12 protein-coding genes are annotated in these 12,598 nt (G+C 70.3%); all 12 read right to left on the minus strand.

Going from position 1 to position 12,598, the window contains the following annotated elements; genetic code table 11:
• Positions 1-38: 38 nt before the first annotated feature.
• Positions 39-2,570: a RelA/SpoT family protein gene (locus tag ACWC21_RS07245; RefSeq protein ID WP_450879010.1), complete on the minus strand. Its 2,532-nt coding sequence runs from the start codon at positions 2,568-2,570 to the stop codon at positions 39-41.
• Positions 2,571-2,820: 250 nt separating this feature from the next.
• Complete coding sequence (locus ACWC21_RS07250) at positions 2,821-3,360, minus strand: adenine phosphoribosyltransferase (protein ID WP_388794406.1); 540 nt, start codon at positions 3,358-3,360, stop codon at positions 2,821-2,823.
• Entirely contained in the window at positions 3,357-4,463 is a 1,107-nt protein-coding gene (gene secF, locus ACWC21_RS07255) for a protein translocase subunit SecF (RefSeq protein WP_450879013.1), read from the minus strand. Before secF ends, ACWC21_RS07250 begins: the two co-directional genes overlap by 4 nt.
• A 3-nt stretch (positions 4,464-4,466) precedes the next feature.
• Positions 4,467-6,260, minus strand: a complete 1,794-nt coding sequence (gene secD, locus ACWC21_RS07260) for a protein translocase subunit SecD (protein WP_450879015.1) — start codon at positions 6,258-6,260, stop codon at positions 4,467-4,469.
• A gap of 144 nt (positions 6,261-6,404) precedes the next feature.
• A complete protein-coding gene (gene yajC / locus ACWC21_RS07265) occupies positions 6,405-6,932 on the minus strand; it encodes a preprotein translocase subunit YajC (RefSeq protein WP_450879017.1) in 528 nt (175 codons plus the stop codon).
• A gap of 166 nt (positions 6,933-7,098) precedes the next feature.
• Positions 7,099-8,169, minus strand: a complete 1,071-nt coding sequence (ruvB, locus tag ACWC21_RS07270; RefSeq protein ID WP_450879019.1) for a Holliday junction branch migration DNA helicase RuvB — start codon at positions 8,167-8,169, stop codon at positions 7,099-7,101.
• A 28-nt stretch (positions 8,170-8,197) separates the two neighbouring features.
• The gene (gene ruvA, locus ACWC21_RS07275; protein WP_450879021.1) at positions 8,198-8,803 is read right to left on the minus strand and encodes a Holliday junction branch migration protein RuvA; all 606 of its coding nucleotides are present in this window, start codon (positions 8,801-8,803) and stop codon (positions 8,198-8,200) included.
• Complete coding sequence (gene ruvC, locus ACWC21_RS07280) at positions 8,800-9,330, minus strand: crossover junction endodeoxyribonuclease RuvC (RefSeq protein WP_450879023.1); 531 nt, start codon at positions 9,328-9,330, stop codon at positions 8,800-8,802. Before ruvC ends, ruvA begins: the two co-directional genes overlap by 4 nt.
• A 120-nt stretch (positions 9,331-9,450) precedes the next feature.
• On the minus strand, positions 9,451-10,203 hold the full coding sequence (locus ACWC21_RS07285; protein WP_450879025.1) for a YebC/PmpR family DNA-binding transcriptional regulator: 753 nt from the start codon (positions 10,201-10,203) through the stop codon (positions 9,451-9,453).
• A gap of 74 nt (positions 10,204-10,277) precedes the next feature.
• Complete coding sequence (gene pdxT, locus ACWC21_RS07290; RefSeq protein ID WP_450879027.1) at positions 10,278-10,883, minus strand: pyridoxal 5'-phosphate synthase glutaminase subunit PdxT; 606 nt, start codon at positions 10,881-10,883, stop codon at positions 10,278-10,280.
• A gap of 33 nt (positions 10,884-10,916) precedes the next feature.
• Positions 10,917-11,765 (minus strand): pyridoxal 5'-phosphate synthase lyase subunit PdxS, encoded by an 849-nt coding sequence (gene pdxS, locus ACWC21_RS07295; RefSeq protein WP_231408172.1) that lies wholly within the window; start codon positions 11,763-11,765, stop codon positions 10,917-10,919.
• Between the two features lie 194 nt (positions 11,766-11,959).
• Complete coding sequence (locus ACWC21_RS07300; protein ID WP_450879029.1) at positions 11,960-12,502, minus strand: hypothetical protein; 543 nt, start codon at positions 12,500-12,502, stop codon at positions 11,960-11,962.
• Between the last annotated feature and the right edge of the window lie 96 nt (positions 12,503-12,598).

Raw genomic sequence — 12,598 nt, forward strand, 5'->3', positions numbered from 1 at the left:
CCGTGGCAATCGTGCTCCACGAGCGGCCGCGCGCCGAGCTACGAGCGGCTGCGCGCCGACGTCACGCGGTACACGTCGTAGACGCCCTCCACGCCCCGCACCGCCTTCAGGACGTGCCCGAGGTGCTTGGGATCGCCCATCTCGAAGGTGAAGCGGGAGGTGGCCACCCGGTCGCGGGAGGTCTGGACGGCCGCGGAGAGAATGTTGACGTGCTGGTCCGACAGGACGCGGGTGACGTCCGACAGCAGACGGGAGCGATCCAGCGCCTCGACCTGGATGGCGACCAGGAAGACCGAGGACTGGGTGGGCGCCCACTCGACGTCGAGGATGCGTTCCGGCTCGCGGGACAGTGACTCGACGTTGACGCAGTCGCTGCGGTGAACCGATACGCCACTACCCCGCGTGACGAAACCGATGATCGGATCGCCGGGCACGGGCGTACAGCAGCGGGCGAGCTTGACCCACACGTCCTCGACGCCCTTGACCACGACGCCGGGATCGGCGCTGGAGCGCCGCTTGCGGCCACGCCCACGGGACGGCGGGACCGACTCGTCGATCTCCTCGGTGGCCGCCTCCTCGCCGCCGAGTGCCTGCACGAGCTTCTGTACGACGTTCTGCGCGGAGACGTGGCCCTCGCCGATCGCCGCGTACAGCGCGGAGATGTCCGGATAGCGCATCTCGTGCGCGAGGGTGACCAGCGAGTCACCGGTGAGGATCCGCTGGATCGGCAGGTTCTGCTTGCGCATGGCCCGGACGATGGCGTCCTTGCCCTGCTCGATCGCCTCGTCGCGCCGCTCCTTGGAGAACCACGCCCGGATCTTGTTGCGGGCGCGCGGCGACTTGACGAAGCCCAGCCAGTCGCGGGAGGGGCCCGCGCCGGACGCCTTGGAGGTGAAGACCTCTACCAGGTCGCCGTTGTCCAGGGTGGATTCCAGGGGCACGAGGCGGCCGTTGACCCGCGCCCCTATGGTGCGGTGTCCGACCTCGGTGTGGACCGCGTACGCGAAGTCCACCGGGGTGGCACCCGCCGGGAGCGCGATGACATCGCCCTTGGGGGTGAAGACGAAGACCTCGTTGCGGGAGAGGTCGAAGCGCAGCGACTCCAGGAACTCGCCGGGGTCCTCGGTCTCCTTCTGCCAGTCCAGGAGCTGACGCAGCCACGCCATGTCGTTGATGGCGTCCTTGTCCTTGGCGGACGTCTTCGGCGCGTCGGTCCGGACCTTGGAGGCGCCGGCGACGGCCTCCTGCTTGTACTTCCAGTGCGCGGCGATGCCGTACTCGGCGCGCCGGTGCATGTCGAAGGTGCGGATCTGCAGTTCGACCGGCTTGCCGTTGGGCCCGATGACCGTCGTGTGCAGGGACTGGTACATGTTGAACTTGGGCATCGCGATGTAGTCCTTGAACCGGCCGGGGACCGGGTTCCATCGCGCGTGCACGGTGCCGAGGGCGGCGTAGCAGTCGCGGACCGTGTCGACGAGGACACGGATGCCCACCAGATCGTAGATCTCCGCGAAGTCACGGCCGCGGACGATCATCTTCTGGTAGACGCTGTAGTAGTGCTTCGGGCGGCCCGTCACCGTGGCCTTGATTCGGGCGGCGCGCAGGTCGGCCTGCACCTCGTCGGTCACTATGGCCAGGTACTCGTCGCGCTTGGGCGCGCGCTCGGCGACGAGCCGCACGATCTCGTCGTACATCTTGGGGTAGAGGATCGCGAACGCGAGGTCCTCCAGTTCCCACTTGATGGTGTTCATGCCGAGCCGATGGGCGAGCGGAGCGTATATCTCCAGCGTCTCGCGCGCCTTCTTCTCCTGCTTCTCGCGCTTGAGGTAGCGCATGGTGCGCATGTTGTGCAGGCGGTCGGCGAGCTTGATGACCAGGACCCGGGGGTCCTTGGCCATGGCGACGACCATCTTGCGCACGGTCTCGGCCTGCGCGGCCTCGCCGAACTTGACCTTGTCCAGCTTGGTGACGCCGTCCACGAGCAGGGCGACGGTGTCGCCGAAGTCGCGGCGCAGCTGGTCGAGGCCGTACTCGGTGTCCTCGACGGTGTCGTGCAGCAGCCCGGCCATGAGGGTGGCCGGATCCATGCCCAGCTCGGCGAGGATGGTGGTGACCGCGAGCGGGTGTGTGATGTACGGGTCGCCGCTCTTGCGTTTCTGGCCGCGGTGCCAGCGCTCGGCCACCTGGTAGGCGCGTTCGATCTGGCGCAGCGTGGCGTTCTCGATCTTGGGGTCGTTGCTGCGGACTATGCGCAGCAGGGGCTCCAGGACCGGGTTGTACGGATTGGCGCGCTGGACACCCAGACGGGCGAGACGGGCCCGGACCCGGTTGGAGGAGCCGGAACGCGCGGGCTGCCCTGCGGGCGAACGGGTCGCCGGGGGCTGCTCGGGCGCTGGGGACGGCTTGGGGCGCACGGCCTCCGGCGACTTCTCGACGGGCGCGGACTGGGCGTGCTCGACCGGCCCGCGGCTGTCGTTCTTCGCGTGGGGCGCGTTCGGCGCGGGCTTCGCCGCGGGCCCCGAGGCGGACTCGGGCTTGGCGGCGGTCAGTGGCTGGGCCTCGTCTGGCAAGAGGGCTCCTCGTGCGCGATCCGGGTCCCCCGGTCAGGCTCCGGAGACCCCATGGTAGCGATCCTGGGCCCCGGCATCGCCTCCAGCCGGTCGTGAGGATCGTGTACTGGGGGAACACGGGCCGCTTCCGCGGGATTCCGCCAGGGAGGCCGCCGGGTTTCACAGGGGTGTCCCACGGGTTGCCGCCCGCGAAGACGCAGCCGAGGCCGCCCCGGATGCACCAGGACGGCCTCGCTGACCGGCGAACGAGTCAGACCCGCAGCAACGCCTCCAGCGGAGCACCCCGCAGAGCGGCCTCCAGGCGGGGACGGCCCTCCAGGAAGCACAGCTCCATCAGTACGGCGACGCCCGCGACCTCGGCGCCCGCCCGGTGGATGAGCTGGATGGCCGCCTCGGCGGTACCCCCCGTGGCGAGCACGTCGTCCACGATGAGGATGCGGTCACCGGAGACCAGGTCCTCCGCGTGCACCTCGATCTCCGCCGACCCGTACTCCAGCTCGTACGCCTGGCGCAACGTCGCCCCGGGCAGCTTGCCCGCCTTGCGTACGGGGATGAAGCCGAGCCCCGCCCGGACGGCCACCGGGGCGCCCAGGATGAAACCGCGGGCCTCGAGCCCGACGATCTTCGTCGCGCCGGTGCGCTCGGCGATCTCCGCCAGCGCGTCGGTGAGAGCGGTGAACGCCGCCGGATCCGCAAGCAGCGGGGTGATGTCCTTGAACATCACGCCCTGCTCCGGATAGTCCTCGACGTCCCGGATGCGGCTGAGCAGCAGTTCCTTGATGTCGGTCATCGGCGCTTCCCCGAGGGTCGGCCACGGCCCCGGTTGCGGGACGCGGGCTGGTTGCGCGGTCCCACGACGGCCGCGGCGGCGTCGTCCGGCTCGTCGTCGGCGGGCCGGGGCCCGGCGAGCTCCTCCTCGGCTGCGGCCTGGGCCCGCTTGGCCAGGACGCGCTTCCTGAGGGCCTTCATCTGCGGCTCGCGCTCCTTGAGGTCGGCGACGAGCGGGGTGGCGATGAAGATCGAGGAGTACGCACCGGCCGCGAGGCCGACGAACAGCGACAGCGAGATGTCGTTGAGCGTGCCGGCGCCGAGGAAGCCGCCGCCGATGAACAGCAGGCCGGCCACCGGCAGCAGCGCGACCACCGTGGTGTTGATGGAGCGGACCAGGGTGCCGTTGATCGACTGGTTGGCGATGTCGCTGTAGGTGAAGCGGGTCTGCTTGGTGATGTCCTTCGTCTGCTCCTTGAGGCTGTCGAAGACGACGACCGTGTCGTAGAGCGAGTAACCGAGGATCGTCAGCAGACCGATGACCGTACCGGGCGTGACCTCGAAGCCGACGAGGGCGTAGATACCGGTCGTGATGGTGATGTCGTGGATCAGTGCGACGAGCGCCGCGATCGCCATGCGCCACTCGAAGGCGATCGCCAGGTAGATCACCACGAGCACCATGAAGATCCCCAGGCCCTCCCAGGCCTTGTTGGCGATCTGCTCACCCCAGCTCGGGCCGACCAGGTCGGCGGCGAGCTTGTTCGGGTCGAGGCTGAGGTCCTTGGCCAGCGTCTGCTTGATCTGGTCGGACTTGTCGGTGTCGATGCCGGCGATCTGGATGCGCAGGCTGCCGTTGCCGAGCTTCTGCACGACCGCCTCATGGCCGGCGGCGTCCTGCGCGTACTGCTCCGCCTTGGCCACCGAGGTGCTCATGTGGGTCGGCGTGGTGAAGACCGCTCCGCCCTTGAACTCGATGCCCATGTTCAGGCCGCGCACCGCAAGGCCGAGGATGGCCGTGATGGTGATCAGGATCGAGACGCCGTACCAGATCTTGCGCTTGCCGACGAAGTCGTAGCTGATCTCGCCGCGGTGCAGTCGCGCGCCGAGGTTGCCGAGTTTCGACATCGCTCACGCCCCCTTCGGGTCGACGGAGCCGGCGGCGGGACCGGCGGGACGGCGGGTGCGGCGCAACGGCGGCTTGGCACCCAGGCTCTTCGGGTCGAGACCGGACCACTTGTGGCCGTTCGCGAAGAACTTGCGGCGGGCGAGCAGAGTCATCAGCGGCTTGGTGAAGAAGAAGACGACGACCACGTCGAGCACGGTGGTCAGGCCGAGCGTGAACGCGAAGCCCTGGACCTTGCCGACGGTCACGATGAACAGCACCGCGGCGGCGAGGAACGACACGAAGTCGGAGACCAGGACCGTGCGCCGGGCGCGCGGCCAGGCACGCTCGACGGCGGGACGCAGGGTGCGGCCCTCGCGGATCTCGTCCCGGATGCGTTCGAAGTACACGATGAACGAGTCCGCGGTGATACCGATGGCGACGATGGCACCGCAGACGGCCGGCAGGTTCAGCGCGAAGTGGATGGCCGGACCGAGCAACGACATGATCACGTAGGTCAGGGCCGCGGAGACCAGCAGGGAGGCCATGGCCACGAGCGACAGCCCGCGGTAGTAGATCACCAGGTAGATCACGACCAGTGCGAGGCCGATGGCGCCCGCGAGCAGACCGGCGTGCAGCTGCTCGCCGCCGAGCGCGGCGGTCACCGTGGTGACGGTGTCCTCCTTGAAGGAGAGCGGCAGGGCACCGTACGACAGCATGTTCCCGAGGCTCTGGGCCTCCTGCTGGGTGAAGCTGCCGGAGATCTCGGCCTGGCCACCGGTGATGGCCTGATCGACGTTCGGGCTGGAGACGACGTCGCCGTCGAGGACGATGGCGAACTCCTTCTGCACACCCTGGTTCTTGGCGAGCTGGGAGGTGATGTCGGCGAACTTCTTCGACCCGCCGCCGGTGAAGGTCATCTGGACCTGCCAGCCGACGGTGCCCTGGGTACCGAAGACGGCCTGGGCCTTCTTCACGTCGGTGCCGTCCACGGCGGCCGGGCCGAGCAGGTACTTGTACCAGACGTCCCTGATCTTGCCGCAGGCCACCGTCGACTCACCGGGCTTCGCGCTGGTGCCGGCCTTGGCCCGGTCGGCGGACTTGGTGCAGTCCAGGGCGGTGTACTGGGCCTGGAGCTTGGCGGCCTCGGCGCTGATGCCGGACGAGGGCGAGGCGGACGGGCTCGGGGAGGCCTTCGAGCCCGACGAGGCGCTCGGCGAGGAGGACGACGACGGAGTGGGGTCGTCCTTCAGGGCGTCACTGACCGCGCGGCCCTGCGAGGTGGCGGTGGCGGTCGGGGACGCGGAGGAGGGCGAGGACGCCTTCTCCTTCGAGGTGGCACTGCTCGAGGGGCTCGGCGAACCGCTGCCGCTGCCGCCGGCGGACGTGCTCGGCGACGGGCTCTGCGCGGCGCCGCCGCTGGGCTCGCTGGCGAGGACCGGCCGGAAGTACAGCTTGGCGGTGGTTCCTACCTGCTGCTGCGCCTCTTTGGAGTTGGTGCCCTTGGGGATGTTGACGATGATGTGGTCTTTCCCCTGGGTCTGCACCTCCGCCTCCGAGACGCCCAGGCCGTTGACACGGCGGTTCATGATGTCGACCGCGGTGTTCATGTTGGCCTGGTTGATCGCCGACCCCTGGTCGGCCTTCGCCTTGAGCGTGATGCTCGTACCACCGGCAAGGTCGATGCCGAGACGCGGAGTGGTGTTTCCGGAGGCGAACATTCCCCCGGTGAGCGCCGCGATGGCGATCAGGATGAGGGCCAGCGAGCGCCCCGGCTTGCTCTGGGCACTCGCGCTCCGGCCCCTCTTAGGTGCTGCCACCTTCTCGTACTCCCTCTCGGGCCGCCCCGCGCCCGGTCGGGGACGCGGTCGGCCATGACATGGTGTCGGGATCCCGTGCGGGAAACAGACGCGCCCGGGGTGCGCCGGGCGCGAACGTATCGCGCCGCGCGTCCCGGGGCGCGACTACTTCGCGTCGGAGTCGCCGTCGGTCTTCTTCGGCTCTTCGTCCGCCTTCGCCGCGGCGTCCCGGGCCTCTTCGGCACGGGCCTCGGCGGCCTGGGCCTCGTCGCCCTTCTCCTCGGACGCGTCCTTCTTACCGAGGTCGACGGCCTTGTCGTCGGAGGCGGCAGCGCCGGCGGCGCCGTCGGCCCCGGTGAGGGAGGAGGCGTCGTCCGGGACGACGTCGGTGTCGGACTTCAGGTCGTGCTCGATGCCGTGGACGATGCGGTTGTACTCGTCGTCGGTGAGGACGGCGCCGATCGCGTTCTTGGCGAAGAGGAGGTCCACGCCCGGGCCGGCGTCGAGGAGGACCGTGTCCTCGTTGACCTCCTTGACCGTCGCGTACATGCCCCCGATCGTGCGGACGCCGGAGCCGGGCTGCATCTCGTTCCGCATGTTGGCGGCCTGCTGCTGCTTCTTCTTGGCAGAGCGCGTCATCAGGAACATGGCCGCGATGAGCACGATGAACGGGAGGAGGGTCAAGGTATTCACGGGACGGGATTTCCTTCGCGCGACCGCGACGGAGAGCGGCCTGGTATTTGGGGGTTGGTCGGCGCCGCCCGCGAAGGCGGCATCGGCGGAGTCTAAGCGAGTCCGCGTGCATGGAACAACGCTCAGCATGGCACCTGGGTTCCTGCCCCCGCCAATGCCCGCGCCGTCACGCCCCGAACAGGTCCTGTTGTCCGGTTCCTGTGGATCCGTGGCGGGGCGGGGTGAGGCCGAGATGCGCCCATGCCGCGGGCGTGGCGACCCGCCCGCGCGGGGTACGGGCGAGCAGGCCCTCGCGTACCAGGAAGGGCTCGGCGACCTCTTCCACGGTCTCCCGCTCCTCCCCCACCGCGACGGCGAGCGTGGACAGGCCGACCGGGCCGCCGCCGAACAGCTTGAGCAGGGCCTGCAGAACCGCGCGGTCGAGCCGGTCCAGGCCGCGGGCGTCGACCTCGTACACGGCCAGGGCCGCCGCGGCGATCTCCCGGGTGATCAGTCCGTCCGCCTTGACCTGCGCGTAGTCCCGCACCCGGCGCAGCAGACGGTTGGCGATGCGGGGCGTGCCCCGGGAGCGGCCGGCGATCTCGGCGGCTCCGTCGGACTCGATCTCGACGTCGAGGAGGCTCGCGGAGCGGTGCACGACGCGCTCGAGCTCGGTCGGCTCGTAGAACTCCATGTGCGCGGTGAAGCCGAAGCGGTCGCGCAGCGGGGGCGGCAGCAGACCCGCGCGCGTGGTGGCGCCGACCAGCGTGAACGGGGGAAGTTCGAGGGGGATGGCGGTGGCGCCGGGGCCCTTGCCGACGATGACGTCGACCCGGAAGTCCTCCATCGCCATGTAGAGCATCTCCTCGGCCGGCCGGGACATGCGGTGGATCTCGTCGAGGAAGAGGACCTCGCCCTCCTGGAGGGAGGAGAGGATCGCGGCGAGGTCGCCGGCGTGCTGGATGGCGGGGCCGGACGTGATGCGGATGGGGGCGCCCATCTCGGCGGCGATGATCATCGACAGCGTGGTCTTGCCGAGGCCCGGGGCACCGGACAGCAGCACATGGTCGGCGGTCGCCCCACGCGCGCGTGCGGCGCGCAGGACCAGGTCGAGCTGCTCGCGGACCTTCTCCTGGCCGATGAACTCGCCCAGGTCCTTGGGTCGCAGGGCGGCCTCGACGGCCTGGTCCTCACGGTCGGCGACAGAGCCCACCAGCCGCTCGGGGGCGGCGGGGTCGGTCGTGTCGTCCCAGTTCATGTGGTGTGCCTCGGGGTGGTGTGGTGGATCAGCGGGCGCGGTTCAGGGTCTGCAGGGCCGCCTTGAGCAGCTGGCCGACCTGCGGGGTACCCCCGGCGGCCTCGGCCTGCGGGGCCACCGCGGTCACCGCCTCGTCGGCCTCCCGGGTGGCGTACCCGAGGCCGATGAGCGCGGCGTGCAGCTGGTCGCGCCAGCCCTGGGTGACGGGCGTGCCCATGGCGGGTGCGCCGATCGGCTCGCCGAGGCGGTCCTTCAGCTCCAGCAGCAGCTTCTGGGCGCCCTTCTTGCCGATGCCGGGGACGGCGGTGAGGGCCTTCTCGTCACCGGTGGCGACGGCCCGGCGCAGCGCGTCGGGCGAGTGCACCGCCAGCATCGCCTGGGCCAGCCGGGGGCCGACCCCGCTCGCCGTCTGCAGCAGCTCGAAGACCTGGCGCTCGTCGTCGTCGGCGAAGCCGTACAGGGTCAGCGAGTCCTCCCGGACGACCAGCGAGGTCGCCAGTTTGGTCTGCTGGCCGGTCCGCAGCCCCGACAGGGTGTTCGGAGTGCACTGGACGGCGATGCCGATGCCGCCCACCTCGACCACCGCGGAGTCGGGGGCGAGGGCGGCTACCGGTCCGCTCACGAAGGCGATCATCCCGTACGGCCTTTCGATGTGTGCAGGGCGACGGCCTGCTGGAGTCGGTTCTGCGCGGGGGCCCGCCAGATGTGGCAGATGGCGAGCGCGAGGGCGTCGGCGGCGTCGGCCGGCCTGGGCGGCGCGGCCAGGCGCAGCAGTCGGGTGACCATGGCGCCCACTTGTGCCTTGTCGGCGCGTCCGCTGCCGGTGACGGCGGCCTTGACCTCGCTCGGGGTGTGCAGGGCGACGGGGATGCCGCGACGGGCGGCGCACAGCATGGCGACGGCGCTCGCCTGGGCGGTGCCCATCACCGTACGGACGTTGTGCTGGCTGAACACCCGCTCCACGGCGACGAACTCGGGCCGGTGTTCGTCCAGCCAGGTCTCTATGCCCTGCTCGATGGCGACGAGGCGGTGACCCAACTCGGCGTCCGCGGGCGTCCGTACGACCCCGACGCCCACCATGGTGAGCGGGCGCCCGGCGACCCCCTCGACGACGCCGACGCCACACCGGGTCAGCCCGGGGTCCACCCCCAGTACGCGCACCGCGCGCCCCCCTCCCTCTCGATCGCCTGTTTGTGCAGGCTATCGGGTGCCACTGACAACGGCGGCGGGCCGGGGGACGTGTCCCCCGGCCCGCCGGAACGCGCTGAGCCCGCGGCAGCGTTACGCGTCGACCTTCTCCATGATCTCGTCGCTGACGTCGAAGTTGGCGAAGACGTTCTGCACGTCGTCGCTGTCCTCGAGGGCGTCGATCAGCTTGAAGATCTTCTTGGCGCCCTCCTCGTCCAGCTCGACCTGCATGGTCGGGACGAAGTTGGCCTCGGCGGAGTCGTAGTCGATGCCGGCGTCCTGCAGGGCGGTGCGGACCGCGACCAGGTCGGTGGCCTCGCTGAGCACCTCGAAGCTCTCGCCGAGGTCGTTGACCTCCTCGGCACCCGCGTCGAGGACGGCGCCGAGCACGTCGTCCTCGGTCAGCTCGCCCTTGGGGACGATCACGACGCCCTTGCGGTTGAACAGGTACGACACCGAACCGGGGTCGGCCATGGAGCCGCCGTTGCGGGTCATGGCGACGCGGACCTCGGAGGCGGCGCGGTTGCGGTTGTCGGTGAGGCACTCGATGAGCACCGCGACGCCGTTCGGGCCGTACCCTTCGTACATGATCGTCTCGTAGTCGGCACCGCCGGCCTCGAGCCCGCCGCCGCGCTTGATGGCGGAGTCGATGTTCTTGTTCGGGACCGACTGCTTCTTGGCCTTCTGGACGGCGTCGTAGAGGGTCGGGTTGCCGTCGATGTCGACGCCGCCCATGCGCGCCGCGACCTCGATGTTCTTGATCAGCTTCGCGAAGAGCTTGCCGCGCTTGGCGTCGATCACGGCCTTCTTGTGCTTCGTCGTGGCCCATTTAGAGTGGCCGGACATCTGCCTGTCTCCTTCGCGTAACCCATCCTGTACGAACTCCCCCGGGCCGGCCCGGGAGGTTACCCCCGGAGATCCTACAAGGACTCGGCTGCCCGGGTGGCGCGCACCATGTCGACGAAGTACGCGTGCACGCGGTGGTCGCCGGTCAGTTCCGGGTGGAACGACGTGGCCAGCGCGTTGCCCTGGCGGACCGCCACGATGTGGCCGTCGTGCTCGGCGAGCACCTCGGCGTCGGCGCCGACGGACTCGACCCAGGGGGCGCGGATGAAGACGCCCTCCACGGGATCTCCCCCGACGCCCTTGACGTCGACGGCCGCCTCGAAGGACTCGTTCTGCCGGCCGAAGGCGTTGCGACGCACGATCATGTCGATGCCGCCGATCGTCTCCTGGCCCGAGCGCGGGTCGAGGATCTTGTCGGCGAGCATGATCATGCCCGCGCAGGTGCCGTAGACGGGCATGCCGTCCCGCACGCGCGCACGGAGGGGTTCCATCACGCCGAAGAGGACGGCGAGCTTGGAGATGGTCGTGGACTCCCCGCCGGGCAGGACGAGGCCGTCGACCTCGGCGAGTTCTTCGGGGCGCCGCACCGGCCTGGCCACGGCGTCGGCCGCGGCCAGGGCGATGAGGTGCTCCCGTACGTCGCCCTGGAGGGCCAGGACGCCTATGACAGGAGTGTTCATGGGTGATTACCTGGTGCTGCTTTCCGGGGGTGGTTACCAGCCGCGGTTGGCGTAGCGCTCGGCCTCGGGGAGGGTGTCGCAGTTGATGCCGACCATGGCCTCGCCGAGGTTGCGGGACGCGTCCGCGATGATCTTCGGGTCGTCGTAGAAGGTCGTCGCCTTCACGATGGCGGCGGCGCGCTTGGCCGGGTCGCCGGACTTGAAGATGCCGGAGCCGACGAAGACGCCCTCGGCGCCGAGCTGGCGCATCAGCGCGGCGTCGGCCGGGGTGGCCACGCCGCCGGCGGAGAAGAGGACCACCGGGAGCTTGCCGAGTTCGGCGACCTCCTTGACGAGCTCGTACGGGGCACGCAGCTCCTTGGCCGCGGCGTAGAGCTCGTGGTTGTCGAAGCCACGCAGCCTGGCGATCTCGTTCTTGATCTGGCGCAGGTGGCGGACGGCCTCGACGACGTTGCCGGTGCCGGCCTCGCCCTTGGAGCGGATCATCGCGGCGCCCTCGGCGATGCGGCGCAGGGCCTCGCCCAGGTTGGTGGCGCCGCAGACGAAGGGGGTGGTGAACGCCCACTTGTCGGAGTGGTTGACCTCGTCGGCCGGGGTCAGGACCTCGGACTCGTCGATGTAGTCGACGCCGAGGGACTGCAGGACCTGGGCCTCGACGAAGTGGCCGATACGGGACTTGGCCATGACCGGGATCGAGACGGCGTCGATGATGCCCTCGATCATGTCCGGGTCCGACATGCGGGCCACGCCGCCGTCCTTGCGGATGTCGGCCGGGACCCGCTCCAGGGCCATGACGGCGACGGCGCCCGCGTCTTCGGCGATCTTCGCCTGCTCCGGCGTGACGACGTCCATGATCACGCCACCCTTGAGCTGCTCGGCCATGCCGCGCTTCACGCGGGCGGTGCCGGTCTCGGGGGACTGCGCGGAGTTGGGGATCGTGGTGGACACGGGTGACCTCACTCGGGGGAAAGAGGGGGTTTGGTGCAGCACTGAGGAAACGCGGTCGGACCAGTCCACAGCAAGGGCCAATGGCAAGCCGGTGGATCATTTTCGAACGCTCCCCGAACATCCGGAGGCTAGGCGGCCCGCTCCATCAGGGCCGCCGGCGGCTCGTCGTCCATCTCGAAGGCCAGGGGGAACGGCGCGTGCCCGGCCAGCCGGAACCAGCGCACCTTGCGATGCGCTCGCAGCCTGCGCGCCGCCCCGACCGCGTCGTTGTGGAACCGCCGTGCCATCGGAACCCGGCGCACGGCCTCGGTGAGCTCGTGCGCCGCCGCCTCTCCCCCGGGGGCCTCGCGGACGGCCTCGACCTGCTGGGGGTCCGCGAACACCGCCCGCAGCGCCTGGCTCAGCTCGCTCTCGGCGACCTCCCGCTGCTCCTCCTCGGCCTGCCGGGCGGCGTGGGCCGCCTCGTACAGCACTATCGAGGCCGCGGGGTCCAGCACCCCGGAGGTGGCCAGTTCCTGGGTCACGGAGGCCCGCCGCAGCAGCTGGGCGTCGAGCGCGGCGCGTGCGGCGTCGATACGCGCGTGCAGCCGGTCCAGCCGGCCCGCGGTCCAGCTCAGGTACAGGCCGATCGCGACGAGCGCGACGAGGATCCAGATGAGTGTTGCGGTCACGGGCGGCAAGGCTACCGGGGCGCCGTGCTGGGTTTGTCGGGGTGTCGCGCGGGGCGTTGTCGTGGCCGTCGCCGGGGGCCGTCGCCCCCGGACCCC

This window comes from Streptomyces sp. NPDC001348 (genome assembly GCF_053597535.1).